Below are 26,446 nucleotides of genomic sequence, written 5' to 3'. Positions count from 1 at the left end.
ATCCAGATGTTCGGATTGATACGACTTCCCATCCTGCTGCTGATCGCATTTATTGTGGGCGTGTTCTTTGAGCGCAACAATCAACGCGAGGCATGTGTCCCGCTGGGCGACTGGCAGGACGGATTATGTGTAACGACGGAAGGGCCAAATGAGTGATCTGATCTGCGTCGGCAGCGTTGCGGGGTCTTACGGCGTGCGCGGCGAAGTGCGGCTGAAAAGTTTTTGCGCAATCCCCGAGGATATCGAAGCCTATTCGCCCCTAACTGACGAAGACGGCAAGGAACGCTATCCGCTGGTCCTGACCCGCCCAATCAAAAACGGCTTTGCGGCGCGTCTGGGGGGGATCGAGACCAAAGAACAGGCAGACGCCATCAACGGCTTACGCCTGTTCGCGCGGCGTGATCAGTTGCCATCATTGCCTGATGATGAATTTTACCACACCGACCTGATCGAGCTTGAGGTCTATGACACCGGCGGAACGCTTCTGGGTCGTGTAAAGTCAGTGCAAAACCACGGTGCTGCAGATCTTCTAGAACTGCACGGGCCGGGGCTGAAAGGCACCGTTTTGCTGCCCTTCACGCTTGAGGTTGTTCCGACCGTGGATCTGGACAAAGGCCGCATCATCGCAGACCCGCCCGAGGGGCTGATCTGATGCGACGCGTACTGCTGCATCTGGGGCTGCACAAAACCGGAACCACTGCAGCACAGTCGTTTCTGTATGAAAACCGCGAGTTGATCTGGCCACATTTTGCGCTGTTGCTGCCTTACAAGACGCGCAAGTTGGGGCTGTCAGGTGCCGCGACCCGCCATTCCATCTATGGAACCGTGGGAACACTGCCCGAATTCAGCTCGCAGGCCCGAGAGTATCTGGCCACGCGGAACTTCGGAACGAAACGCGGCCTGATCGTCAGTGAAGAAAATTTCAGCGGCCTGCGACCCAGCCGCAATATCGAACAGGGGTATGCAGCTGCACCCGATCTGGCCGCTTGTCTGGTGGACGCCGTCCGCGATCGATTCGAGGATCAGGAGGTCGATATCACGATCTACCTGTCCCTGCGCCAGCGTGGAGCGTGGTTGCGCAGCCTGTGGGCGCACGATCTTCAAAGAACCCGTGAAGTCCAGGATTTCGAAACCTTCCGCACGAACATGGATCACCTGCCCCCACTCGAGGAAACGGTCTCGGACATTCGCAAGAAACTGCCGTCGGTCACCGTGATCCAAGAGTGGCTGGAAGAGACGCATTTGCGCCGCTTTGGTCCCGGTACGCCTTTTGCCGAATTCCTGAACTTGCCTCGGGAAAAAGCGCAGCTTTTGGTGCCGCCCACAAAATCCAACAGCAGGCTGCCGGAAAGCGTGCTGGCCGAATTGCTGACGCTGAACCGATCCCATCTGGACGAAGCTGAGCTGACCCGGCAAAAAGCTCTGGTAGTAGAGCGGGCAAAGAACGCGATGGTCGGCACAATATGACAGACAAGCCAGGCAAATCTCACGGACGCAAGGCAATCCGACCCACGCTGAAGCCGCGTGAATTGATGACTCCGACACCTGACCTGCACGGGGTCTGGAAGGCGAAAATCATCACCCTGTTCCCTTCGGCCTTTCCCGGCGTTCTGGGCGAAAGCTTGACAGGCAAAGCCCTGCAAGAAGGGTTGTGGCAGTTAGAGACCGTGGATCTGCGCCAGTTCGGCGTTGGCAAACATCGCAATGTCGACGACACGCCGACCGGCGGCGGCGCGGGTATGGTGTTGCGCGCAGACGTGCTGGGTGAGGCAATCGAACACACAATGGCTGGTGTGCAAGGCAACTGGCCGCTGATCTACCTCAGCCCGCGCGGTCGCCGCATGGATCAACGTATGATGCAAAACCTAGCCCGCTGCGACGGCATGACCTTGCTCTGCGGTCGGTTCGAAGGCGTCGATGAACGCGTGTTGGAGCATTACGGCATTCAGGAAGTCAGCCTTGGGGATTTCGTGATGACCGGCGGCGAGATCGCAGCCCAAGCGCTGATTGACTCAACTGTGCGGTTGATTCCCGGCGTATTGGGCAACCAGGCCTCAGCCGAAGACGAGAGCTTTTCCTCGGGTCTTTTAGAGCACCCGCAATACACCCGACCCGCAGATTGGAAAGGCCGTCCGATCCCCGACATTCTGATGTCTGGTCATCATGGGCGCATTGCCGAATGGCGGCACCAGATGTCTGAAGAGATCACCCGCAAGCGACGCCCTGATCTGTGGGAACGCTATGAGGAATCCGGGGACGACACACAGGATTGATACCCCGAGTGTGGCTTGTATGCAGCACGTTCCTGTATTTAGCGAACACCACTTGAAGCTGATGTTCTGAAAAAATACTCATCTTGAAGATATTGCAAAATGCGATTTCAATTGAACGCATAACAGGCTGCTAAATTAAAAAAAATCATATGCTTAGCTGTGCTTGCCCTTTCAGCTTGCACAACCAAGCCTCTTGAGATGGCAGTGCCCACTCAGGCGGGCCATAACCTGCACTCCGCAAAGGTCGCCGTGCAATCATGCGCCACCGAGGAAGATATTGGGGGCAACAGCGCGGTGATTGGTGGATACGCCACGAATATCCTGCTGTGGGGCGTGATCCTTGGCCCCATCGTTACGGCGCCCTTCGACGATAAGCTTCGCTCACAGGGTGAAATTGACCAGGTGCATCGCTGCATGACCGAACTTGGCTTCGAACGACGCGAACTGACTGATGGAGAGCGGTTCTGGCTGCATCACACATCTGGCCAAGAACGGGTACGCCGTCTGGATCACCTTGTGGCCGGGGGAACCATTGAAACTTATGGGGCACCAAGCGGCTAAGCGCCGCCCGCCTTCCATCTGGCCCAGATTTCCGGCGGGCCGTTGAATGTGTTGATGTCCACTTTCCCCTGAACGCCAGGAACCAAACCCGTGCCCGTATACTGCCAAAACCGCCATGCGGCCTTGGGGTAAACGTTGCGCGGATGCCCGGCGACCGACCGTAGCCAAAATTCCGTCTTGGGCAGACGGGAGATATCGGTGTCACCGTAGAAATCCACGGTCGTGTAGACGATCGGGCGGCGGCCATAGTGGCGTTCCAGGATATCAAGGAACCGCTTCGCCTCGGACCGAACCGTCGCGCCATCAGGCCGGATGGTGCAGGTCTTGGAATGTGGCGTCCATTCCATATCCAGCACATGCGGCAGATCTGCACCCTTGGGCACATTCTCGATGAACCATTTCGCCTGCTCATGCGCCGGTCGGCAGAAATAGTAGTAGTGATAAGCCCCCCAAGGAACGCCCGCCGCTTGCGCGCCGCGACGATGATCTTCAAACAAGGGATCGGCGACGTCGCCCCCTTCGGTGGCCTTGATGAACACGAAACTGACGCCAGATGACTTGGCCTTTCGCCAGTCAATCGGGCCCTGCCATCGCGAAACATCGAGCCCGTGAACCGGATAATGCCCCGGATGCCGGCCTTCCCACTCGTGCGGCTTGGCATCCCCAAAGCTTGGAAAAATGACCGAAGGCGACGTGGTGCTCAGAAATGCCTTTGGTTCAACCTGTTGGGGCGGCGGGCTGCTGCGACCGCAAGACAGGGTCGCGAAGGCCATAACAGCCAGCATCAATGCTGTACGCATGGTATGTTCCTGTTCCAAATTTCTGCTCTTATAATTCCCTCTAGAATGCCCGATCTGCCTGACAAGGCAACGGTGTTGTTGACAAGCGGCGAAAACCTACCATTCCGCCCCGATCTTTATAGCGATTCAGACTTGATCCCTGACCACAAAGCCCGTAAAGCAGCGCAATCCGGTGCCGCGACATGCGACTCCGGTGTTTTGGTTTGCATCATGGCGTGACGCCCGGCTTTCTTCGGCCACGGCGCGGCAGGGCGGACCAGGCATAAGGAACATTCGATCTGACCTCTGGCGGGCTGTTCGCAGGACCCGGTGAAGACCAAGAGCTCTCAGGCCGTGCTTAACTTCGTGGACCAACCACGAGCAGATAGGAGAAATGCGATGGACCTGATCGCACAGCTTGAGGCGGAACAGATTGCCGCCCTGGGGAAGGACATCCCCGATTTCAAAGCCGGTGACACCATCCGTGTCGGCTTTAAAGTGACCGAAGGGTCGCGCACCCGTGTACAGAACTACGAAGGCGTCTGCATCGCCCGCAAAGGTGGCAACACCATCGCCGGTGCGTTCACCGTTCGCAAAATTTCGTTTGGCGAAGGTGTGGAGCGTGTGTTCCCGCTGTATTCGACCAACATCGACAGCATCACCGTTGTCCGCCGTGGCCGCGTTCGTCGCGCCAAACTGTACTATCTGCGCTCGCGCCGTGGTAAATCCGCGCGTATCGCAGAAGTCACCAACTACAAGCCCAAGGCTGGCGCCGAAGCGTAAGGAACGGAAAGATGAAAAAAGACATCCATCCCGATTATCACGTCATCGACGTCAAAATGACCGATGGCACCGTAGTTCAGATGAAATCCACCTGGGGCGCCGAAGGCGATCAGCTGGCTCTGGAAATCGACCCCTCTGTGCACCCTGCATGGACCGGTGGTTCGTCGCGCCTATTGGACGCCGGCGGCCGTGTGTCGAAGTTCAAGAAGAAATACGAAGGTCTGGGCTTCTAAGCCAGACCCGTTTGAGATGCGAAAGGCCGCCCACCGGGGCGGCCTTTTTTGTGGGTAGAACGTTGCCAAAAATAAGTGGCTAAGCCAGCCGCATGATCAATTCGACCTCACCATCGACAAGCCGGCCAGTCGGCGCAAACCCGAACGATTGATAAAGCGGCAGCGCACTGCCGGGTTCGTCGACGACGCTGATCACCAGATTAGAGCGACCTTTTTTCAAAGCCACGGATTTTGCAAAATCCAATGCGGCCATTCCATAGCCCCGGCCCTGACGAGATTTGTCGACCATCAGCCGCCAGATATAGACGCCATCAGGGTCGTCCCCGTCATCCAAATCTGCGTCGGGATGTGCCATGTCGATTATGGCAAGCAAACCCACCGCATCGCCGCTTTCCCAAATGCCATAGATTTCTGACCCCGGTTCGAAAATCGACTGCGCCATCGTCATTAGATTTGTCGCGACAAACCCTGCCTGATCTTCGCGCACAGACAATGCCGCCAAAGGGCGCAAAGTTTTTTGAGAGAGTAACGCAAACTCAACCATGGAGACCTACTATCACAGCCAGATTTCTAGTAGAAGATTTCCGAACGGTTGAAGCGCACTCAACTCTTCGCACGCGTCAGCTCGGCTGCGCTGTGTACGGGCGGAACCGGGCCCCGAAGCAACATCAGCGCCAAAGCCATCCCGACTAGAGCCGCCGCAGCAGCAACAAGCATCGCGCTGTCAAAGGCGTTGTCCTGCAAGTCCCGAAGGGCCTTGGCCAAAGCGCTGCTAGTTTCAGGATCCATTTTAGCGATCAGTTGTTGGATTTGACTCGGCGTCCCATGGGTTAGGGCATGGGCCAGATCTTCTCGCTGGTCGGAACCGGCGGGCAAAGCATTCATGACCTCGGAAATACCTCTGCGGGTCGTTATCGCTTCGGCCAAACCTCCGACCACGGCGCCCAGTGTCGCGCCAAAATACAGGCAGGCGTTAATCACCCCGGACCCCTGCCCCACATGCTCTTCCGGCAACACGCGCAGACCGAGGCGGGGTAACAGTGAAAAACAGATACCTAATCCAATGCCGACGATCATCAGCTTCCACCAGATCTCGGCGTATAGGGTGGAGTTCGAAGTTGTCATCAACAGCAAGAACCCACAGGCCATCGCCCCCAAGCCGATCACGATAGGCCATTGAAAGCTGTAGGGCGCCAGAAACCGGGGTGCGGTGACCGAGATTACGAACATGCTGAGGCTAAGCGGCATGATCGCCAAACCTGCGCCGATCGGCGAGTATCCGAAGGCATCCGGGGATTGAACGAACGTGTTGAAGTACACAAAGAAACAGAACAGCGTGAAGCCGGTGAAGAACATACCAACGGCGGCCATAAAATAACGCGGATGCTTGAAGTATCGCAGCTCGATCAACGGATCGTCGCTGCGGCGGGACACGATAACAAGGATGATTGTCGCAACCGCCGCAACACCCAGCGGCATCAATGTCATCGGCGTTGCCCACCCGCTGCTTTCCCCATTGCTGAGCGCAAAGGACAGCGGGCCAAGGAACAACAGCAACGCAAAAGCGCCCGGATAATCAAACTTGGCACCGGCTTGACGCGTGTCCGGCACGTACCCGCGTCGGCTAACATGTAGCCCAATCAGGAAGGCGAACACCAGCAACACCAGATCGGTCGCAAACACCGCACGCCAGCTGATATAGTGGGCAAAGGCTCCGCCGACGATCGGCCCGACGCCAATGGCAAGACCGACAATTGCACCCCATGCGCCGGTGACACCTGCGCGCTGCTCTTCGGGTGTGGCAGCGGTGAGCAATGACAGAGATGTTCCAAACAAGGCCGCAGCCCCTGCACCCTGCGCCCCGCGCCCAAACAAAAGCATCGCGCCATCTTGCGCAAACAGGACCGAGGCGGACCCAATGCCAAAGACAATCATACCAGCAAAGAACACGCCCATCTTGCCGGTGATATCGCCCAACCGGCTGACGATTGTGACCAGCGTAGCGCTGGCCACGGTATAGGTTGCCATCACCCATTGCAGACCGGATGGTGTCAAATCGAACTCGGCCTTGAGGTTCGGCAGGATGGTCGCGACGGCCGTTGTGTTAAACCCAACAACCATCATGCAGATTGCCGTCATCGCCAGCACAACGCGGGCACCCCCCTCGTGCGTTGGGTCAGAAGACGTCTTGTCGGTCATAATTCCACCCCAAAACTCATTGTTCTTAAATGCAATTAATGAGCAGTTTAACGATTTTTGTCGCTGCGCAAAGGGTCGGCTTTAGATCCAGTAGGACAGAGCCACCGGCAGGACGATGATCGTGGCCAGCGTCGACACAAGAATGAAACCAGCAACATCCGGCCCGTATTCCGGAACGTGCTGGTCAATGAAAAGGTAAGTCGCAACCGAGGATGGCATCAGGCAACACAGGATCACCGCGCCACGCTCAGCTCCGGTGAAACCGAACGCCCATACCAAAGTGCTGGCGATTGCAATCGCCATGACCAGATGCAGAACGGTCAACAGCACCGCCCGACCCAGGCTTTTGATCCGCAACGTCGCCAGCGTATGGCCCAATGTCAGCAGCATCAGCGGGATCGACAGCCCACCGAGAATGTCGAAGGATTTCGCCAACGGCTGAGGCAAGCTTGATCCGCTCGCCAAAAGCACCAGCGATAGGATCACAGCATAAATAATCGGGGACGTGACGAGCTTTCTGGGCGAAAACTCACCCGCCGGGATCCACATGCCGATGGTGAAAATGCTGATCAGCACGACTACGACAAATCCCATCGTATAGGCCATTCCCGCATCACCCAACGCAAGCAACGCGATAGGCAGCCCGACATTGCCCACGTTCCCATGCATCAGCGGCGTCAAAAAAGCCCGAACGGGCAGACGCATGGCTTTCAGTGCCAGAAATCCCAACACTCCGAACCCCGCAATGGCCAGCGCTGCGGCCGTCATGACGTCCAGAAAGGTGCCAACCGCAACTTGGGTCGTGGACAGATGCGAGATGATCAGCGTCGGGTACCCAACGCGTGAGACGATCCCACCGATGACTTTGTTGTCGAACGGCGCCTTGATCACAGCAAGGGCATAGCCGATCCCGGCACAGATCAGCACCGGCAGAACCACGTTCAGAACGTTCAAAAACAGATGGTCCAACCGGTTCCCCTATCGCCAAACCCTGATTTGAACTGTGAAACACCCCATCCGCTTTGACAAGCACGCGTCCTAACCAACACACCCGGTTGAGTTTTCCAAATTAGAGCCTGATATTGCCCTTCGATGGCGCTTGGGGTTCTTCCATTCCCGGCCTCCACAACATATAGTGGGTCGCAACAACGTGTGGTTAAGCACGGCGGGACGTGGGAATACAAGCATGGCACATATTATCGTAGTGGGGAACGAGAAGGGCGGCGCAGGCAAATCGACCGTGTCGATGCATGTAGCGACCGCACTAGCGCGATTGGGTCACAAGGTCAGCACACTGGACCTTGATCTTCGGCAGCGCAGCCTTGGCCGGTACTTTGAGAACCGCGGTAATTTCCTGAACGGGTCCGAGGTCACTTTGCCTAGCCCTCGCCACCACGATCTGCCCGAGATTGATGCCGCCAAGCTGAAACCCGGCGAAAACATCTATGACCACCGCTTGTCAGCTGCCGTGTCCGAGCTGGAAAGCGACAGCGATTTCATCCTGATCGACTGCCCCGGATCGCACACACGCCTAAGCCAGGTGGCACATTCGCTGGCCGATACGCTGATCACGCCACTGAATGACAGCTTTATCGACTTTGACTTGCTTGCACGGATCGACTCGAAGGGCGAAAAGATCCTAGGCCCGTCGGTCTATTCGGAAATGGTGTGGAACGCGCGTCAGTTGCGCGCGCAGGCGGGACTAAAACCCATCGACTGGGTGGTCGTGCGCAACCGCGTCGGCACCCAGCGCATGGTCAACAAGGAAAAGATGCAGCGCGCGATTGAGATGCTGTCCCAGCGCATCGGCTTCCGCGTCGCCTCGGGTTTCTCCGAGCGGGTTATCTTCCGCGAGCTTTTCCCACGCGGCCTGACCTTGCTGGACCTCAAGGATATCGGGGTCAAACAGCTGAACATTTCGAACATCGCTGCACGGCAAGAGCTGCGCGACATGATGAAAGAGCTTAACCTGCCGGGCGTAGAGATCGACTTCTAACTGCCACGTTCGGGCGTTCCAGTCCCAGCGCTACTATACCTCGCTAAAATCGTAGATCGGGTGCGCCCCTGCCCTTTTGGGCAATGAGTTTTGACAATACCGGCAGCCTGACGCTTCAGCGTCGAGTTAGGGCTGACTCTGGACCGCCATTGGTTTCTTTACCAAAAATACAACCATCCAAAACACCTTTTTGGTATTTTTGATAATCCCAGCTATCTGCTTGCTCTAATAATAGACAACTTTGAATGGATCAGGATGTGAATTCCACACCAGGCTATCAAAGGACAGGACGCCAAAGCGCGCGTTTACGGGAGGACAGCCATGACCGATTCATCCATTGGGACGCCGGAGCAACTCCGCGATCCAAATTACTTTCCAGCCATATACCGGGCCGTGCCGTTGGGGATTCAGCACGTGCTTGCAATGTTCGTGTCAAACGTTACTCCGGCGATTATCGTCGCTGGCGCGGCGGGCTTTGGCTTTGGCTCAAACAGCCCGGATTTTCCCGAATTGCTGTACCTGATCCAGATGTCGATGCTTTTCGCCGGTGTTGCCACGCTGTTGCAAACGGTAACGCTTGGCCCGGTTGGCGCGGCGCTTCCGATCGTACAGGGCACATCATTCGCCTTCATTCCGATCATGATCCCTCTGGTTGCCGGAAAAGGCGTGGACGGTCTTGCCGCCCTGTTTGGGGGCGTGATTATCGGTGGCTTGTTTCATGCCCTGTTGGGCACGGTAATCGGCAGGATACGCTTTGCATTACCGCCTCTGGTCACCGGATTGGTTGTGACGATGATCGGTCTTGCACTGGTAAAGGTCGGCATCGAATACGCGGCCGGAGGCGTACCAGCCAAAGCATCGGGTGCGGAAAGTTATGGTTCATTGTCCAGCTGGACACCTGCGCTGATCGTTGTGTTTGTCACGCTGGGGCTAAAGTTCTTCGCGCGTGGCATGCTTTCCGTTTCGGCTGTCCTGGTCGGTATTTTGGTGGGCTATGTTTATTGCCTACTGGTTGGGAAGCTGCCCGTCGAAGTGATCTCCGGCTCGTGGGAACGCTCTGCGGCTTTCGCACTGCCGCAGCCTTTCAAATACGGTTTCGAGTTCTCGTTCGCCGCAGTAATCGGTTTCTGCCTCATGGCCTTTGTCTCTGCGGTTGAGACGGTCGGAGATGTCTCGGGAATCACCAAAGGTGGCGCCGGTCGCGAGGCGACCGACAAAGAGATTCAGGGGGCCACATACGCGGACGGTTTCGGCTCTGCCATTGCGGGTGTCTTTGGCGGCTTCCCGAACACCTCGTTCAGCCAGAATGTCGGTCTGATCGCTATGACCGGCGTCATGAGCCGCCACGTGGTCACCATTGGTGCCATTTTCCTGATTGTGTGCGGTCTGGTGCCGAAGGTCGGCGGGTTGATCCGAACGGTTCCGATCGAAGTGCTGGGCGGCGGCGTCATAGTCATGTTCGGCATGGTTGTCGCCGCAGGCGTATCCATGTTGTCGGATGTTGTGTGGAACCGTCGCAACATGGTGATCTTTGCGGTTTCGCTTTCGATTGGTCTGGGGCTTCAACTCGAAGTCATGAACGTGGCGCCCGGATCGGCAAATGCGCTGCAGCACCTGCCCGACACCCTGCGGGTCCTGGGCGCGTCAGGCATCCTTCCAGCTGCGTTCATCGCTATTGTGCTTAACCTGATCCTGCCAGAGACACTCGCTGATGAGGCGACAGAAGAAGTCTCAGGGGGTATGGCCGGCCACGGGCGCGGCGCGTTGGTTAAGGACGATCACGTCTGAGCCAGAAACCATTGCCTGGGCCTGTTCACAAATGGATAGGCCCAAGCCGTGATTAATTTCGGCCACAAAACGCAAACTTAATCCCGTGCGTCATTCGCCTTGTAAACCGTAAACAGTTCCTTCGGTTCCGGCACTCCACGCAGCATGTAACGACCTACAGAGACCAGCTCTGACGCGGCAGGTCGTGCAGCCTTAGCCACATCGTCCGAGATCAGGATCCGTTGCCCAAGTGATCGGTGCATTCCGGCAATCCGCGCGGTCTGGTTGACGGTCGGGCCGATGACGGTGAAGTCGAGGCGGTTCTCAGAGCCGATATTGCCGTACAGAATCTCACCCGCGTGCAGGGCCAGCGTATAGTTCGACACAGGTAGGCCATCGGCAGAACGTTGTGCGTTCAGTTTCGCCATCGATGCCTCCAATTCGGCGACGGCCGCCAATGCCGCACGCGCATCCGCATCAATCTCGCCTACATCGAACATGGCCATCAACCCGTCGCCCATGAACTTGAGGATGCTTCCGTCGCATTTGTGGACCACGTCTATCGCAGCGGCCAGATACTCGTTTAGCATCTCAATAAGGGCATCGCCCGGCAGCTCTTCGGACAGGCTGGTGAACCCCTCAAGGTCAAAGTTCCAGATCACTGCATCGATCTGCTGAAGCGACCCGCGCCTGATCTCGCCGGACAAAACGCGCCGGCCGGCATCACGGCCCAAATAGACGCGCATCAGGTCCTTTGAAATCCGCTGGTTGTTTGCCGATTTCAAAGCCAACCCGAGATGCGGCAGCGCTGTATTGATCAACGCCAGATCGCTGTCCTTGAACCCCTCGGGCGCGTTTGACGTCCAGGACAACAATACACCGTTCACCGCCTTTTTGGCGTCCTTCGGCTGATTATGAGTCGGAATGTCAAAGGACACACCCGTCGCGTAATATTCAGTGGCGCCATGTTCGCGCAGTTCATTCAGCAAGGGAAATCGGCTGGGTTCGTTCTGATCCACCAACCGTTCGTGCACGACGCTTTCGCCTTCGTTCAGAACAGCAAACAGAGGGCTAGCACGCCATTGATCGCTGGGCTGTTCAGAGTATTCGAACTTTTGATATTCCCCGCCCTTGCCGTAATACCAGCTATAGCCGGTTCCGCCATAAATCGGGTGCAGGGTCGACTGGGCTGCGTGAAATCGCATCAGCGGAACGCCCAGTTCCACCAGGCGATTGCAGTACTCTTCCAGCAGTTCTTCTTTTTCGACACCCTCAAGCCCGCGCGCCACCAGCCAGTTGATCAGATCGCTTGATTTTGCCGTATCGGCATCCAAGGTCGTCATGTTTTGTCCCATTTTTGTTCTGGGCTTCATCTGGGAATTGAGGCGGTGAATTACCAGTGGTCAATCCATATGCGCCAAACGCCGAAGCATTTTGCGCAACAGTTCTGCTTCGTCCCGGGAAAACAGGCCGGCAAGCTTTGTATCATAGGCCTCGGCCACCAGGCGCAAATCCCTGTAAACCGTCTGACCTGCGGATGTCAGCGTTAATTGTTCAACCCGGCGGTCGGAAGTGTCGCGATTACGGGCTAAGTATCGGCGCTGTTCCAATTTCGAAACTGCACGGCTGACCTTGGTTTTGTGGATTTTGGCGCGCTCACCGATTTCTTTCGCAGTCATCTCGCCGTAATTTCCCAGATGAAACAAGACGCGCCATTCGGTGCGAAGCATTCCGTAACGGTCCTTATAGACCTGCTGAAACTCCAGCGAGCTTTCTTCGGCTGCACGGTTCAGCAGATACGGCAGGAATTCCTGCAGATCAAAGTCATCTTTTTTGGCAGATTTGTCCTGAGTCATGCTTGTTAGTTACAAAATCAACTATTACTCGACAAGCAGCAATTGGAGGAACACAGGATGAACCATCCGACGGATCCGCACAAAATGACGCAAGCCAGCACGCCCGTTGGCACGCATGCGGGTTATATGCCCGGCTTTGGAAACGACTTCGAGACCGAGGCCCTTCCCGGCGCGCTGCCGCAGGGCATGAACAGCCCGCAGCGTTGCAATTACGGCCTTTATGGTGAACAGCTTAGCGGCACGGCCTTTACAGCCAATCCGCCCGAGCGCACGTGGTGCTATCGCATTCGCCCGTCGGTCAAGCATTCGCACCGTTATGAAAAAATCGAACTGCCACATTGGAAATCCGCGCCCTGCGTTGACCCGGATGTGATCAGCCTTGGCCAATACCGCTGGGACGCAGTGCCTCATTCCGATGAAGGGCTGACATGGCTCACCGGTATGCGCACCATGACAACGGCGGGGGATGTGAACACGCAGGTGGGCATGGCCAGCCACATCTATCTGGTCACCGTCTCTATGGAGGATGACTATTTCTTCTCGGCCGATTCCGAGATGTTGGTGGTGCCACAGGAAGGTCGCCTGCGGTTCGCGACCGAACTCGGAATCATTGATCTGGAACCCAAGGAAATCGCCATTCTCCCCCGTGGCCTCGTGTACCGTGTCGAGGTGCTGGAAGGCCCGGCGCGCGGATTTGTCTGCGAGAACTACGGCCAGAAGTTCGAATTGCCCGGCCGCGGTCCAATTGGGGCCAATTGCATGGCCAATCCACGCGATTTCAAGGCTCCGGTGGCGGCGTTTGAAGACCGCGAGGTGCCTTCGACCGTGACGGTCAAATGGTGCGGGCAGTTCCATACCACAAAGATCGGCCAAAGCCCGCTGGACGTGGTGGCGTGGCACGGGAACTACGCGCCCTACAAATATGACCTGCGCACCTACTGTCCGGTCGGTGCAATTCTATTCGACCATCCCGATCCGTCGATCTTTACCGTCCTGACAGCGCCCTCTGGGCAACCGGGCACGGCCAATATCGACTTTGTCCTGTTCCGCGAACGCTGGATGGTGGCCGAGGATACTTTCCGCCCGCCCTGGTATCATAAGAACATCATGTCTGAGTTGATGGGCAACATTTACGGCCAGTACGACGCCAAACCGCAGGGGTTTGTTCCGGGCGGCATGAGTTTGCACAACATGATGCTGCCGCATGGGCCGGATCGGGAAGCGTTTGAAAAAGCATCAAACGCGAACCTCGGGCCAGACAAGCTGGACAACACGATGTCCTTCATGTTCGAAACCCGTTTCCCGCAGCATCTGACACCATTTGCAGCCAACGAAGCCCCGTTGCAGGATGACTACATCGACTGCTGGACGTCGCTTGAGAAAAAGTTCGACGGCACACCGGGCAAAAAGTGACACCCAAAAGAGGTTTGAATAAATGCCATTGATGAAATCCTGGGTGGCCTCGGCCAACGACGCCGATCACCCGTTTCCCCTGAACAACCTGCCATACGGCGTTTTCTCGACCGAAGGCGGCGATCCGCGCTGTGGCGTCGCGATTGGTGACATGATTCTGGACGTCACCGCAGCCGAGGCCGGGGGCCTGATCGAAATGGCCGACGAGCCGCTCTTCGATCTGCCTTTCTGGAACCCGCTGATGGAGGAAGGTCCTGCCGTCTGGGCTGCATTGCGCAACCGCCTGACCGCATTGTTGGCCGAAGGCGCAGAGGAACAGGCGCAGGTTGAACCGTTGCTTATTGCTCAGATCGACGCCGAAATGCACATGCCTTTCGCCGTCAGCGAATACACCGATTTCTATGCCGGACGTCACCACGCGCAAAACGTTGGCACCATGTTCCGCGGACCGGAAAATGCCCTGCCGCCGAACTGGTTGCATATCCCCATCGGGTATAACGGCCGGGCTTCATCCGTTGTCGTATCGGGTACCGATATCCGTCGGCCCTGGGGCCAGCTCAAGTCGCCCGATCATGACATGCCCGCTTTTCTGCCTAGCCGCCGTTTTGACATCGAGCTTGAGATGGGCGCGATTGTCGGTACACCCTCGGACGGACCCATCTCGGTTCAGGAGGCCGACGACAACATCTTTGGCTATGTTCTGCTTAACGATTGGTCCGCACGCGATATTCAGGCCTGGGAATATCAACCCTTGGGGCCGTTTCAAGCCAAAGCCACAGCCACTTCGATCAGCCCGTGGATTGTGACAAAGGCGGCGCTGGAACCCTTCCGCTGCGACACGCCTGCGCGTGAATTCGAGTTATTGGATCACATCAAAGACTGCGGTCCGATGCTGTATGACATTGATCTTGAGGTCACGATGGAGCCCGACGGCAGGGGCGCCACAGTCATTGCCCGAACAAATTACAACGAAATGTACTACTCGGCCGCCCAACAACTGGCACACCATTCGACCTCAGGCTGCCCAATGAACACGGGCGATCTGCTTGGGTCTGGCACGATTTCCGGTCCAACAAAACCAGAGCGGGGCTCGCTGTTGGAACTCAGCTGGGGCGGAAAGGAACCGCTGACGCTGGATACCGGTGAAACCCGCACTTTTATCGAGGACGGTGACACACTGACCCTGACAGGTGCTGCCAAGGGCAAAGGTTACACCATCGGGTTTGGCGACTGTGTCGGGACCGTGCTGCCCGCCCTAAAAAACCCGTACACCCGATAAGGAGCTTATCATGGCTAAGGCATTCGCGTCCCAGGGGGATATGTCGGATAAGAAGATCTCTTTCACCGAGGTCGGCGAGGGCCTTTATGCCTTCACCGCAGAAGGCGATCCAAATTCCGGCGTCATCATCGGCGATGATAGCGTCATGATCGTCGAAGCGCAGGCGACTCCGCGCCTGGCCAACAAGGTGATCGAATGTGTGCGGTCCGTCACCGACAAACCGATCACCCACGTTGCGCTGACCCACTACCACGCGGTTCGCGTACTGGGTGCCAGTGCGTTTGGTGCGCAGCAGGTCCTGATGTCGGACATGGCGCGCGCCATGGTCGTTGAACGCGGGCAAGAGGACTGGGACAGCGAGTTTCAGCGTTTCCCCCGCCTGTTTGAAGGCCATGAAAGCATCCCCGGCCTGACCTGGCCCACCACCACATTCAGTGACACGATGACGGTTTATCTGGGTAATCGTCGGGTCGATCTTATGCATTTGGGCCGCGCCCACACCGCAGGTGATATCGTCATTCACGTACCCGACCAGAATGTCATGTTCACCGGTGACATCGTCGAATACCACTCCGCCTGTTATTGCGGTGACGGGCATTTCGGCGATTGGGGTGATACGCTGGATGAAATCAAGTGGTTCGACGTCGATGCCATCGCACCTGGTCGCGGAAACGCCCTGGTCGGCAAGGACATGGTCAATGCAGCGATCGAAAACACCCGTGACTTTGTCGATAGCACCTACCGCCCGGCTGCGAAAGTGGCGGCACGCGGAGGATCTCTGAAAGAGGCATGGGATGCAGTGCGCGCAGAGTGCGATCCGAAATTCGCCGATTACGCGATCTACGAACATTGCCTGCCTTTCAATGTCGCCCGCGCCTATGACGAAGCCCGCGGCATTGACACGCCCCGTATCTGGACCGCCCAGCGCGACTTGGAGATGTGGGAGGCCCTGCAGGGCTGAAGAAGACGAGCAAACTTGATCCAGATCGTTTTGCACAGGGGAAATAGGTGGAATCATAGGGCAAGGCCTTCTGGCGCACACGTGCCAGAGGGCGGGATTTAGTGCGCCCACGGCGCCTGAGTATCGGGGGAGAGCCCATGAACAAGATTTTCGAAGTTCCACTCTATGCCTATCAACGCAGCCCGGATCAGGACACGGCAAGCTCGGTACGACACAAGGTTATCGTGATTGGTGCCGGCCCGGTTGGGTTGGCCGCAGCCATTGATCTGGCCCAGAAAGGGGTCCCTGTCGTCGTGCTGGACGACAATGACAAGGTTAGTTTTGGCAGCCGCGCGATCTGCTTTTCACAGCGGTCTCTGGAAATCGCCGACCGTCTGGGCGCCGGGGGTAAGTTGGTCGATAAAGGCGTACTGTGGGATGCCGGCAAAGTCTTTTTTGACAACCGCCAGGTCTATGAGTTTCACCTGCAACCCGACGCCGGCTATGCGCATCCGGCCTTCATCAACCTGCAACAATACTATTTTGAAAAAGCGCTAGTTGAGCGGATACGGGAATTGCAGGCCAAGGGCGCGCCGATTGAAATTCGCGGCCAGAACAAGGTCGAAGCCGTCGGCACCCACAACGATCACGTCAAGCTTGAAGTCGAAACGCCCGAAGGCCCCTATAACGTTGAGGCGGATTGGCTGATTGCCTGTGACGGTGCAAACTCGCCTACCCGCCGCATGCTCGGCCTGGATTTCGAAGGCCGTGTATTCGAAGACAACTTTCTGATTGCGGACGTGGTGATGCAGGCGGACTTCCCGACCGAACGCTGGTTCTGGTTCGATCCGCCGTTCAATCGCGGACAATCTGCCCTGCTGCACAAACAACCCGACAACGTGTGGCGGATCGACCTGCAACTGGGCAGGGACATCGACCCCGTACAGGAAAAACAACCGGAAAACGTGATCCCCCGGCTTAAGGCGATGCTGGGCGAAGAGATCAATTTCGAACTTGAATGGGTCTCGATCTACACGTTCCAATGCCGTCGGATGGAGCGGTTCCGCCATGGTCGCGTTTTGTTTGCAGGCGACAGCGCTCATCAGGTCAGCCCCTTTGGCGCGCGCGGGGCCAACTCTGGTCTGCAGGACACAGACAACCTGTGCTGGAAACTAAAGATGGTTATTGACGGCGAAGCGCCCGCGCTTTTGCTGGACAGCTATAACCGCGAACGGGTCGAAGCCGCGGATGAGAATATACGCATGTCCACCCTATCGACGGAATTTATCACGCCCAAATCCGATATGTCGCGTCTTTTACGAGATGCGGTTTTGGACCTCAGCGAGCACTATGCGTTTGCGCGCCCGCTGGTCAATTCCGGCCGGTTGAGCACACCATGCGCATATTCCGGATCATCGCTGAGTTCTGCGGATGCCCTGACCGGGCCAGAGATCACGCGCCCCGGTTCCGCCTGCCCCGACGCGCCTTTGGGTGATGAATTTCTGCTGCCCAAGTTGGCCGGGAAATTCACGCTGCTGACGATAGATGCGGATGCACCAGACAGTATCAAAGAGGGCGGCGTACAGGCGACGCGGCTGGCCCTGTCGGTCAAGGATGACCTGACTTTGGAGTTGAAGCGCAGGTATCTGGGCGATGCCCCGGGTGCGGTGTACCTGATCCGGCCTGACCAACACGTTGCAGCCCGTCGCGACACATTCGAAGAAAACGCGTTCCGGCAGGCGATCCGCCGGGCAACAGGTAAGGAGTGAACGAAATGACCAATCTGATCCTTTCCCCCAATCTGGAAAATGCCGACGGTTTCTATGCCGATTTGGTGGCGGCGCATGATGGGCTGGTCAAAGCCGACAGTGACGCCCTGAATGCACGTCTGGTTCTGGTCCTGGCCAATCACATCGGCAATGCAAGTGTATTGTCTAGCGCCCTGAAAGCCGCCACGCTGAAAGACACCTGACGAACTGAGGAGATCGATGATGAGCGGCGTGGTGTTGTATGACTTTTGGCGGTCTTCGGCCAGCTACAGGGTGCGCATCGCGCTGAATCTGGCCGGGATCACCTATCGCGGAGTGTCGGTTGATCTGGCAGCGGGCGAACAAAGGTCCGACAACCACTTGGCGCGTAATCCACAGGGGCTGGTCCCCGTGCTCGAGATTGACGGGCTGCGGTTGACGCAATCTCTGGCCATTATCGACTATCTTGACCAAACTCGCGGCCTTGGACTGTTGCCTCCGGAACCGGCGGCCCGGGCGCATGCGCTGGCTTTGGCGCAATCCATCGCGGTTGATGTGCATCCGGTCTGCAACTTGTCCGTCGCGCAGTATGCGACCGCGCTGAGTGATGGTGCTGACGGTATGCCCGGTGACTGGATGCGCCATTTCATTCGCCCCGGCCTTCTGGCTTTTGAGGCGCTTCTCGAGGGTTTTGAACAAGCGCCCTATTGCACCGGAACCAAGCCTGGGTTGGCCGATGTTTGTCTGGTCCCGCAAATGTACAATGCGCGCCGTTGGGACGTGGATTTATCGGATTTGCCGCGCAGTCTAAGCGCTGAGGTCGCTTGTGCCGAACATCCAGCCTTTGCCGCAGCCGACCCAGACTTTCACGTACCCTCTTGACCTGGCGCACAGAGCCTGTGTGACGGCGCGAGTGGCAATACCATTTGCAGCGCCATATCTTGTTCGAAACGTATGCTAGAGGCCCCAATGTCAGAGATCACCGGCTATCACGCCCATGTCTATTTCGACGCAAACACGCAAGCCATTGCCCAGCAGGTCTGCGAAGAGGTTGCCGATCTGTTTCCCGTACAGATGGGGCGCATGCATGCCAAAAATGTAGGCCCCCACCCGCGATGGAGCTGCCAGCTGGGCTTTGGCCCGGACGCGTTCGATCAAGTCATGCCTTGGCTAATGCTGAACCGACAGGGCCTGACCATCTTCACCCACCCCGAAACCGGCGACCATCTGGCGGATCATCGGGACCGGGCCATCTGGATGGGTGAAATGCTGGTTCTTGATCTGTCGATCTTTGACAAGGTGAGCACTTAAGTCAGCGCCCGCGCCTGATCCCGTAGTTTGAACTTCTGAATTTTTCCAGTCGAGGTCTTGGGCAAGGGGCCAAACACCACGGTCTTGGGGGCCTTGAAATGAGCCATATTATCCCGGCAGAATGCGATGATATCGACCTCGGTCGCCTGCGCATTGGGCTTCAGCTCGATGAACGCACAGGGCGTTTCGCCCCATTTGTCATCCGGGCGCGCGACCACGGCTGCCTCCATCACCGCCGGGTGCTTGTAAAGGATATCCTCAACCTCGACGGATGAGATATTCTCACCACCCGAAATGATGATGTCTTTCGACCGGTCCTTAAGCGCAATGTAGCCGTCCGGATGCATCACCCCAAGATCGCCAGAGGCAAACCATCCACCCCGGAATGCCTTATCTGTGGCTTCGGCGTTCTTGAGGTAGCCTTTCATGACAACGTTTCCTTGCATGAAAATCTCACCCATCGTCTCACCATCGGCAGGCACAGGTTCCAGCGTGTCCGGATCCGCAACCATCAGCCCCGACAGGGCCGTATAGCGCACACCCTGACGGACCTTCAGCGCCGCGCGGTCTTCGGCCTCTTTACCGTTCCATTCATCCTTCCAGGCGCAGACAACCGACGGACCATAAGTTTCAGTCAATCCATAGACATGGGTAACCTCAACGCCCATATTTTCCATGCTTTCGATCACAGCGGCGGGCGGCGGTGCGCCGGCGGTCATCACCTTAATCTCATGATCGAAATCCTTGAGGTGTTCAGGCGCATTGGCAAGCATGTTCAGAACGATCGGCGCGCCGCAGAAATGCGTGACTTTCTCATCCCTGAACGCCGCATAAATCGGTTCGTCCCGCACGGCCCGCAGGCAGACGGAAACACCCGCATTGGCGGCCATCGCCCAGGGGAAACACCAGCCGTTGCAGTGGAACATCGGCAGGGTCCACAGATAGACCGAGTGCTTTGGCATATTCCAGTCCAGCAGGTCCGACTGTGCATTCAGCGCGGCCCCTCGGTGGTGATACACGACACCTTTCGGATTCCCGGTCGTACCTGACGTGTAGTTCAGCGTGATCGCGTCCCACTCGTCATTGGGTAGTGACCAGTTGAATTCAGGGTCGCCCTCGGCCAGCAAGGCGTCGTAGGTTACGCCGCCCAGTTTCTCACCACCGTCAAAGCTCGGGTCCTCAATATCGACGATCAGTACATTGTGATCCACCTGTTCCAGCGCCTCTTTGACCACGCCTGAGAACTCGGGATCGACCAGAAGGACTTTGGATTCTGCGTGATTCAGAATGAAGGCAATGATCGGTGCGTCCAATCGGGTGTTGATGGCATTCAGAACAGCACCTGCCATCGGCACGCCAAAATGCGCCTCATACATTTCCGGAATGTTGGCCGCGATAATTGAAACCGTGTCGCCCGTGCTGATTCCGCGTGCGGACAATGCGCCTGCCAGCCGGCGGCAGCGGGCATAGGTTTCAGCCCATGTATTGCGGCGCGCGCCGAATACCACCGAAGGGTAATCCGGATAAATCTGCGCCGTCCGCTCGATAAAACTCAGCGGTGACAGCGGAGTATAGTTTGCCCGGCACTTGTCCAAATGACGCTCATAGATGCTGGCTTGTGTCATTTACTAACCCTCCCTCGTCCATTTCGGCGAATTGAGCACAAAGTTGATCCTCTGACAAACCCGTAAAAATACGGCGCGGCCATGGACTGGAATTACGGGATGGTGCAATCTGGCCCTATCTCCGACAGAGCTTTCGCGGTGATCTGAGCCATCGAAACACAAAGCCGGGAAAGCCCATTTTTGGCAACCCGCGCCCCAGTCATTCTGAAAGGACATGTCATGGACGGCACGTTCAACGAAAACGATCTCTCCCACGTGGTCGAGGCCGACCGCGCCCATATCTGGCACCACCTGCTGCAGCATAAGCCATTGGAAACCAATGATCCCAAGATCATTGTCGAAGGCAAAGGCATGCGCGTCTGGGACCAGAATGGCAAAGAACACCTTGATGCTGTGTCCGGCGGCGTCTGGACCGTAAACGTCGGCTATGGCCGCGAATCGATTTGTAAGGCGGTTCATGACCAGCTGATGAAGCTGTGCTATTTCGCCAATACCGCAGGGTCTATCCCCGGTTCGATCTTTGCTAAAATGCTGATTGAAAAAATGCCGGGCATGAGCCGGGTCTATTACACCAACTCCGGCTCTGAGGCGAACGAGAAGGTGTTCAAGATGGTTCGCCAGATCGCGCACAAGCGCTACGGCGGCAAGAAAACTAAGATTCTGTACCGTGACCGCGACTATCACGGCTCGACCCTGGCAACCATGTCTGCAGGCGGTCAGGACGAGCGTACGGCTCAGTACGGCCCCTTCGCGCCCGATTTCGTCCGCGTTCCCCACTGCATGGAATACCGCAAGCACGAGCTGGACGGCGCGCCTGAAAAGAACTTTGGCGTCTGGGCCGCGGATCAGATCGAAGAGGTGATCCTGCGCGAAGGCCCCGAAACCGTTGGTGCCCTGTGCCTTGAGCCTGTGACCGCCGGTGGTGGCGTCATCGAAGCGCCCGAAGGGTATTGGGAACGCGTGCAGGAAATCTGCAAAAAGTACGACATCTTGCTGCATATCGACGAAGTTGTCTGCGGCGTGGGCCGTACCGGAACCTGGTTCGGCTATCAGCAATACGGCATCAAGCCTGACTTCGTGACCATGGCCAAAGGCGTTGCCTCGGGCTACGCGGCGATTGCCGTAATGGTTACCACCGAGGAAGTCTTTGACATGTTCAAAGACGACATGTCGGACCCGATGAGCTATTTCCGCGACATCTCGACCTTTGGTGGCTGCACCGCCGGTCCGGCCGCTGCGATCGAAAACATGCGCATCATCGAAGACGAGAACCTGCTGCAAAACTGTATTGATATGGGCGACCGCATGTTGGGCAACCTGCAGGCGCTGATGGAAAAGCACGAAGTCATCGGCGACGTGCGCGGCAAGGGTCTGTTCCTGGGTGCTGAACTAGTCGCAGATCGGGTCACCAAAGAGCCAATGGACGAGAAAAAGGTTCAGGCGGTTGTTGCCGACTGTATGGCGCAAGGCGTCATCATCGGGGCCACCAACCGTTCGATCCCCAGCCGCAACAACACGCTGTGCTTCTCGCCTGCTCTGATTGCAACCGCAGACGACATCGACCAGATCACCGACGCGGTCGACGGCGCACTGGGTCGTGTATTCGGCTGAACCTAACTGAATACATCTGCCACCACTCACGCAATTACGGCAGATGAACTTAAACCGGCGCGCCACCCGCGCCGGTTTTTTTGTGTTTACGCATACGGGTTTGTCAAATGCGTCTACTCCAGTACCCTGTAGTTATCACACCCCATGCAGGAGACGTGTCCAATGGTACTCAAGCTCATCCGAAGCCTCGCCGCCGTGGCCACCCTTGCGGTCACCACCCCTTCCAGCGCTGATGAAGGCAGCGGCTTTCCCCAGATCGTCGGCACCTGGCACGGCACCTATCTGGTGGCCTTCGCCAAATCGAACCCAAATCACGGGAAAGGTCTGCTGAAAACCGAGATGGAGCTGGAAGTCACCAAACTGGACGGCAATCTCATCACTGCCACCAACCGCTGGCGGCGTATCGGCGATGAAGAGTGGGTCGTAGAAGAAGCTATGGGCACTTTCAGTCTGGACGACCCCACCCGCTTTGTTCTGGCCGAGGCTGGGATCTCGGGCGAAGACGTCTCGGCGGGGATTTTCAACGGAGTCTACCTGGATGACGTGATCATGGTCACCTATGCCGGTCCGGGAACCGGCGTGGCGTTTGCAGCGCAGTTGGTAAAGAAAGACCCAAGCAAATAGGCTTATGGCTCCGCTAAAAATTAGCGAAACACGCCAGCCAAAGTTTGGCCGCCATCCTATCTCTTGCCGTTATGCCTCCACTGATGCAGACTTGAATCAGGAAGGATGTCTGCTTCACCACTTAGCAAGTTGGCAGACCACCCAGCGCGACACCATTCTTTGAGAGGAGTGTGTCATGGCATCCAAAGCTACAGGGTCCACACCACCGGACAACCTGACGCCGCAACAAGCGGCTATGCCCCAAATCAATAGGGTAACGACAAGTGATATCACCGCATCGCTGAAGGCAGGGTTTTCCGACTTTCTGGCGCGCCCCTTCATGAGCTGCTTCTTCGGCTTGTTCTATGCGGTTTTCGGAATCCTGATGGTTTGGAGTCTGGTCTGGCTTGGAAAGATCTGGATGATCATTCCCGCCATTGTTGGATTCCCGCTGGTCGCGCCTTTCGCTGCGGCCGGGCTATATGAAATGTCCCGTCGGTTGCAGAACGGAGAGAGGTTCGGCTGGTCAGAAATCTTGACCGTGATGGCCAATCAACGCAAACGCGAAATGGGATGGATGGCCTTTGTCACCCTGTTCATTTTCTGGGTTTGGATTTACCAGATCCGGCTTTGGCTTGCGATCACCCTGCAAAACGCATCATTTTCGGATTTTGAAGGGTTCTTGAATATCGTATTCTTCACGCCTCAGGGCTGGGCTTTCCTTGCCATTGGCACCTGCGTCGGCGCATTTCTGTCGGCGGTCCTTTTTTCGGTCACCGTCATTGCCATGCCCATGTTGCTTGACCGGGAAACCAATTTTGTTTCCGCCATGTTGACTTCTCTGCGCGTCGTCGCGGAAAGCCCGGGTGTCATGCTCACTTGGGCTGCGATCATCTCGGTTACGATGCTGTTGTCGCTGGTTCCGGCATTTCTGGGCCTGATCTTCACCCTGCCGATCCTTGGCCACGCCACGTGGCATCTTTATCAACGGGCAGTACCACCAGCGCAGGAATAATCTATCCGAGCATCACCATGGACGTTGTGTGCTTTAGTTTGCCGAAGTGTTGCTGAGTTCACTTTCGGCTATCAATGAAAAAGGCCGCCCCAAACGGGACGGCCCTTCATTCACTGTCTCTCGAAAGAGGATCAAGCAGCCAGAGCGGCCTGAGCTTTGGCGACGATCGTGCCGAACGCTTCCGGTTCGTGCACGGCCAAGTCGGCCAGAACTTTGCGGTCCACTTCGATACCGGCCAAGGTCAGGCCGTTGATGAAGCGGGAATATGTCAGTGCTTCGTCATGCGAACGGACAGCAGCGTTGATACGCTGGATCCACAGCGCGCGGAAGTTGCGCTTGCGGTTCTTACGGTCGCGGGTTGCATATTGGTTCGCCTTATCGACGGCCTGACGGGCAACCTTGAAGGTGCTCTTGCGGCGGCCATAGTAACCTTTGGCGGCCTTGATAACCTTCTTGTGACGGGCGTGAGTTACGGTTCCACCTTTAACGCGGGACATCTCTTAATCTCCTCTTAGCGGTCGTAGGGCATGTAGCCCTTGACGATCTTGGCGTCGGGGGCGGACAGGGTGGTGTTGCCACGGGCGTCGCGGATGAACTTTTTGGTCCGCTTGATCATGCCGTGACGTTTACCGGCTTGGCCAGCAAGGACCTTACCGGTCGCAGTCACCTTAAAGCGCTTTTTGGCGCTCGACTTTGTCTTCATCTTAGGCATTTCCGTCTCCTTTCGGGGTTCGGTTTCAGACGCGACTCGGCATGCCATCTCGGCCGGTCACGCGATCAGAAGCGCCGTTTACGCAAGTTCGGTCATACTGGCAAGGGGTTTTGGACCAGAATCTGCGCTTTTTACAGCCTGATCAGGCACCGGGGCGACCAAGGTCGCCCCGATGGTTTGATTTAGTGTTCGAATTTGCGGATTTCGCCGGTCTTCAGTCGGCTCGCATAGCTGGCCAGTTCTTCACGTACCACTTTCATCAGGAAGTAGAGTGCAAAGACGTTCACGACCGCCATCGCAAAGATCGCCGCGTCCGAGAAGTCGATGACCGGACCAAGATTGGCCGCAGCCCCGATGATAACGAAAATGCAGAAGATGACCTTGAAGATCAGTTCCTTGGTGTGGCCTTCCCCGAACAGGTAGGTCCAGGCCTTGAGGCCATAGTAGGACCAGCTGATCATGGTCGAGAAGGCAAACAAGACCACCGCAATCGCCAGTACATATGGGAACCAGCTGAAGGCACTACCAAAGGCAGCAGAGGTCAGGCTGACGCCCGAGTTGCCGTCCACAGTTGCAATGGCATTACCCGCTTCGTTCAGCATATATTTGCCGGTTTCCGGATCGACGATCAACTGCTGGGTGATGATGATCACCAGCGCCGTCATCGTACAGATCACGACCGTGTCGATGAACGGCTCAAGCAGCGAGACAAAGCCTTCGGTGATCGGCTCCTTGGTCCGAACAGCCGAGTGCGCAATCGCCGCAGAACCCACGCCCGCTTCGTTCGAAAACGCGGCACGCCGGAAGCCCTGGATCAGCGCCCCGACCATACCACCAGCGACGCCGAGGCCGGTGAAGGCACCTGCGAAAATCTGGCCGAACGCCCAGCCGATTTGATCAGCATTCATGATGATAATCACCAATGCCGCGGCCACATATAGGATGCCCATGAACGGAACGACCTTTTCGGTCACCCGTGCGATGGATTTCAGGCCGCCCACAATGACAAGGAACACGATGATTGCAAAGACAACCCCTGTGATCCATCCGGGATAGTCGCCCGTGATGCCCGCAATCTGTTGGTGAGCCTGATTGGCTTGGAACATATTGCCCCCGCCCAGCGCGCCCAGAATACAGAAGATCGAGAACAGGACGGCCAGAATCTTGCCTCCAGGCAGGCCCAGCTCGTCAAAGCCCTTGGACATATAGTACATTGGGCCACCGGAAACGGTGCCATCTTCGTATTCGTTACGGTATTTCACACCCAACGTACATTCGGTGAATTTCGACGCCATGCCTAACAGGCCCGCGACAATCATCCAGAAGGTGGCTCCCGGTCCGCCAATGCCTACGGCGACCGCCACACCGGCGATGTTACCAAGACCAACTGTCCCCGACAGTGCCGTAGCCAGAGCCTGAAAGTGGCTGACCTCACCCGCGTCATTGGGATCGGAGTAGTCGCCTTTCACAAGGCTGATCGCGTGGCCAAAGAACCGCAGCTGCACAAAGGCAAAGTACAGCGTGAAAACAGTCGCCGCGACGACCAGCCAACCCACGATCCACGGGAAACTGGTTCCCGGAAACGGCGCAAAAATAAAGCTGACAAATGGCCCGGTAAAATCGGCAAATGCCTGATTGATCTTGTCGTCCAGCCCGGGCGCCTCTTGCGCCATCGCAGGAGCGGCGATCAGGGCGGCGATTACAGCCAGCCAGAGATGCTTCAACATAGTCATTCTCATCCC

At 57.0% G+C, this 26,446-nt stretch carries 29 protein-coding genes; 19 read left to right on the top strand and 10 right to left on the bottom strand.

Annotated features, from left to right (window positions below; all coding sequences use genetic code 11):
* The first annotated feature begins 6 nt into the window (after positions 1-6).
* From AC2FJF_RS20915 to AC2FJF_RS20895, 5 genes are all read left to right on the top strand, one after another.
* Complete coding sequence (locus tag AC2FJF_RS20915; protein ID WP_496727021.1) at positions 7-156, top strand: hypothetical protein; 150 nt, start codon at positions 7-9, stop codon at positions 154-156.
* The gene (gene rimM, locus AC2FJF_RS20910; RefSeq protein ID WP_496727020.1) at positions 149-652 is read left to right on the top strand and encodes a ribosome maturation factor RimM; all 504 of its coding nucleotides are present in this window, start codon (positions 149-151) and stop codon (positions 650-652) included. The genes AC2FJF_RS20915 and rimM overlap by 8 nt, the downstream gene beginning before the upstream one ends.
* Entirely contained in the window at positions 652-1,467 is an 816-nt protein-coding gene (locus AC2FJF_RS20905; RefSeq protein ID WP_496727019.1) for a hypothetical protein, read from the top strand. Before rimM ends, AC2FJF_RS20905 begins: the two co-directional genes overlap by 1 nt.
* Complete coding sequence (trmD, locus tag AC2FJF_RS20900) at positions 1,464-2,273, top strand: tRNA (guanosine(37)-N1)-methyltransferase TrmD (RefSeq protein WP_496727018.1); 810 nt, start codon at positions 1,464-1,466, stop codon at positions 2,271-2,273. The genes AC2FJF_RS20905 and trmD overlap by 4 nt, the downstream gene beginning before the upstream one ends.
* 198 nt (positions 2,274-2,471) lie before the next feature.
* The gene (locus tag AC2FJF_RS20895) at positions 2,472-2,834 is read left to right on the top strand and encodes a hypothetical protein (RefSeq protein ID WP_147235301.1); all 363 of its coding nucleotides are present in this window, start codon (positions 2,472-2,474) and stop codon (positions 2,832-2,834) included.
* Here the strand turns inward: AC2FJF_RS20895 and AC2FJF_RS20890 are convergent.
* Positions 2,831-3,634, bottom strand: a complete 804-nt coding sequence (locus AC2FJF_RS20890; protein WP_496727017.1) for a glycoside hydrolase family 25 protein — start codon at positions 3,632-3,634, stop codon at positions 2,831-2,833. The two genes, AC2FJF_RS20895 and AC2FJF_RS20890, sit on opposite strands and share 4 nt — an antisense overlap.
* Positions 3,635-4,012: 378 nt before the next feature.
* On the opposite strand from AC2FJF_RS20890, the gene rplS reads away from it, so the two are divergent.
* Positions 4,013-4,396, top strand: a complete 384-nt coding sequence (gene rplS / locus AC2FJF_RS20885) for a 50S ribosomal protein L19 (RefSeq protein WP_058273331.1) — start codon at positions 4,013-4,015, stop codon at positions 4,394-4,396.
* An 11-nt stretch (positions 4,397-4,407) separates the two neighbouring features.
* On the top strand, positions 4,408-4,629 hold the full coding sequence (gene rpmE, locus AC2FJF_RS20880; protein WP_010437577.1) for a 50S ribosomal protein L31: 222 nt from the start codon (positions 4,408-4,410) through the stop codon (positions 4,627-4,629).
* Between the two features lie 79 nt (positions 4,630-4,708).
* On the opposite strand, the gene AC2FJF_RS20875 is transcribed toward rpmE, so the two are convergent.
* From AC2FJF_RS20875 to AC2FJF_RS20865, 3 genes are all read right to left on the bottom strand, one after another.
* A complete protein-coding gene (locus AC2FJF_RS20875) occupies positions 4,709-5,116 on the bottom strand; it encodes a GNAT family N-acetyltransferase (RefSeq protein ID WP_496727016.1) in 408 nt (135 codons plus the stop codon).
* 116 nt (positions 5,117-5,232) lie between these two features.
* Positions 5,233-6,828 (bottom strand): MFS transporter, encoded by a 1,596-nt coding sequence (locus AC2FJF_RS20870; RefSeq protein ID WP_496727015.1) that lies wholly within the window; start codon positions 6,826-6,828, stop codon positions 5,233-5,235.
* Positions 6,829-6,909: 81 nt separating this feature from the next.
* Positions 6,910-7,797, bottom strand: coding sequence for an AEC family transporter (locus tag AC2FJF_RS20865; protein ID WP_496727014.1), 888 nt, complete (start codon positions 7,795-7,797; stop codon positions 6,910-6,912).
* 217 nt (positions 7,798-8,014) lie between these two features.
* Here AC2FJF_RS20865 and AC2FJF_RS20860 point away from each other — a divergent pair, with 217 nt between their 5' ends.
* Complete coding sequence (locus tag AC2FJF_RS20860; protein WP_496727013.1) at positions 8,015-8,824, top strand: division plane positioning ATPase MipZ; 810 nt, start codon at positions 8,015-8,017, stop codon at positions 8,822-8,824.
* A gap of 321 nt (positions 8,825-9,145) precedes the next feature.
* Entirely contained in the window at positions 9,146-10,612 is a 1,467-nt protein-coding gene (locus AC2FJF_RS20855; RefSeq protein WP_108861328.1) for a uracil-xanthine permease family protein, read from the top strand.
* A gap of 77 nt (positions 10,613-10,689) precedes the next feature.
* Here the strand turns inward: AC2FJF_RS20855 and AC2FJF_RS20850 are convergent, their stop codons facing one another.
* On the bottom strand, positions 10,690-11,934 hold the full coding sequence (locus tag AC2FJF_RS20850) for an adenylate/guanylate cyclase domain-containing protein (RefSeq protein WP_496727012.1): 1,245 nt from the start codon (positions 11,932-11,934) through the stop codon (positions 10,690-10,692).
* A gap of 60 nt (positions 11,935-11,994) precedes the next feature.
* Positions 11,995-12,447, bottom strand: a complete 453-nt coding sequence (locus tag AC2FJF_RS20845; RefSeq protein ID WP_113791366.1) for a MarR family winged helix-turn-helix transcriptional regulator — start codon at positions 12,445-12,447, stop codon at positions 11,995-11,997.
* Between the two features lie 57 nt (positions 12,448-12,504).
* Here AC2FJF_RS20845 and hmgA point away from each other — a divergent pair, with 57 nt between their 5' ends.
* The 7 genes from hmgA to AC2FJF_RS20810 all read left to right on the top strand — a co-directional run bounded on the left by hmgA (position 12,505) and on the right by AC2FJF_RS20810 (position 19,138).
* On the top strand, positions 12,505-13,860 hold the full coding sequence (hmgA, locus tag AC2FJF_RS20840; RefSeq protein WP_496727011.1) for a homogentisate 1,2-dioxygenase: 1,356 nt from the start codon (positions 12,505-12,507) through the stop codon (positions 13,858-13,860).
* 22 nt (positions 13,861-13,882) lie between these two features.
* Positions 13,883-15,139, top strand: coding sequence for a fumarylacetoacetase (gene fahA / locus AC2FJF_RS20835; protein ID WP_496727010.1), 1,257 nt, complete (start codon positions 13,883-13,885; stop codon positions 15,137-15,139).
* A 10-nt stretch (positions 15,140-15,149) separates the two neighbouring features.
* The gene (locus AC2FJF_RS20830) at positions 15,150-16,100 is read left to right on the top strand and encodes an MBL fold metallo-hydrolase (RefSeq protein ID WP_496727009.1); all 951 of its coding nucleotides are present in this window, start codon (positions 15,150-15,152) and stop codon (positions 16,098-16,100) included.
* A 137-nt stretch (positions 16,101-16,237) separates the two neighbouring features.
* Positions 16,238-17,848, top strand: a complete 1,611-nt coding sequence (locus AC2FJF_RS20825; RefSeq protein WP_496727008.1) for an FAD-dependent oxidoreductase — start codon at positions 16,238-16,240, stop codon at positions 17,846-17,848.
* Between the two features lie 5 nt (positions 17,849-17,853).
* Positions 17,854-18,051 carry a DUF2783 domain-containing protein gene (locus AC2FJF_RS20820; protein WP_113791371.1) on the top strand — a complete coding sequence of 66 codons (198 nt, stop codon included), beginning with the start codon at positions 17,854-17,856 and terminating at the stop codon, positions 18,049-18,051.
* A 19-nt stretch (positions 18,052-18,070) separates the two neighbouring features.
* On the top strand, positions 18,071-18,709 hold the full coding sequence (gene maiA / locus AC2FJF_RS20815) for a maleylacetoacetate isomerase (protein ID WP_496727007.1): 639 nt from the start codon (positions 18,071-18,073) through the stop codon (positions 18,707-18,709).
* An 87-nt stretch (positions 18,710-18,796) separates the two neighbouring features.
* Entirely contained in the window at positions 18,797-19,138 is a 342-nt protein-coding gene (locus AC2FJF_RS20810) for a DOPA 4,5-dioxygenase family protein (RefSeq protein WP_496727006.1), read from the top strand.
* Here the strand turns inward: AC2FJF_RS20810 and AC2FJF_RS20805 are convergent.
* A complete protein-coding gene (locus tag AC2FJF_RS20805) occupies positions 19,135-20,763 on the bottom strand; it encodes an acyl-CoA synthetase (protein ID WP_496727005.1) in 1,629 nt (542 codons plus the stop codon). The two genes, AC2FJF_RS20810 and AC2FJF_RS20805, sit on opposite strands and share 4 nt — an antisense overlap.
* A gap of 219 nt (positions 20,764-20,982) precedes the next feature.
* On the opposite strand from AC2FJF_RS20805, the gene AC2FJF_RS20800 reads away from it, so the two are divergent.
* The 3 genes from AC2FJF_RS20800 to AC2FJF_RS20790 all read left to right on the top strand — a co-directional run bounded on the left by AC2FJF_RS20800 (position 20,983) and on the right by AC2FJF_RS20790 (position 23,992).
* On the top strand, positions 20,983-22,374 hold the full coding sequence (locus AC2FJF_RS20800) for an aminotransferase family protein (protein WP_496727091.1): 1,392 nt from the start codon (positions 20,983-20,985) through the stop codon (positions 22,372-22,374).
* Between the two features lie 162 nt (positions 22,375-22,536).
* Entirely contained in the window at positions 22,537-22,998 is a 462-nt protein-coding gene (locus AC2FJF_RS20795) for a hypothetical protein (protein ID WP_496727004.1), read from the top strand.
* Between the two features lie 175 nt (positions 22,999-23,173).
* Positions 23,174-23,992, top strand: coding sequence for a DUF2189 domain-containing protein (locus AC2FJF_RS20790; protein ID WP_496727002.1), 819 nt, complete (start codon positions 23,174-23,176; stop codon positions 23,990-23,992).
* A gap of 131 nt (positions 23,993-24,123) precedes the next feature.
* Here the strand turns inward: AC2FJF_RS20790 and rplT are convergent, their stop codons facing one another.
* From rplT to AC2FJF_RS20775, 3 genes are all read right to left on the bottom strand, one after another.
* A complete protein-coding gene (rplT, locus tag AC2FJF_RS20785; protein ID WP_058273348.1) occupies positions 24,124-24,489 on the bottom strand; it encodes a 50S ribosomal protein L20 in 366 nt (121 codons plus the stop codon).
* A 14-nt stretch (positions 24,490-24,503) separates the two neighbouring features.
* Complete coding sequence (gene rpmI, locus AC2FJF_RS20780) at positions 24,504-24,704, bottom strand: 50S ribosomal protein L35 (protein ID WP_010443552.1); 201 nt, start codon at positions 24,702-24,704, stop codon at positions 24,504-24,506.
* 182 nt (positions 24,705-24,886) lie between these two features.
* Positions 24,887-26,437 carry an alanine/glycine:cation symporter family protein gene (locus AC2FJF_RS20775; protein WP_496727001.1) on the bottom strand — a complete coding sequence of 517 codons (1,551 nt, stop codon included), beginning with the start codon at positions 26,435-26,437 and terminating at the stop codon, positions 24,887-24,889.
* Positions 26,438-26,446 lie beyond the last annotated feature (9 nt).

The organism is Ruegeria sp. CDSB013, assembly GCF_059611165.1.
The sequence above is the reverse complement of the archived record's forward strand: the minus strand, read 5'-3'. Positions and strand labels throughout refer to the sequence as shown.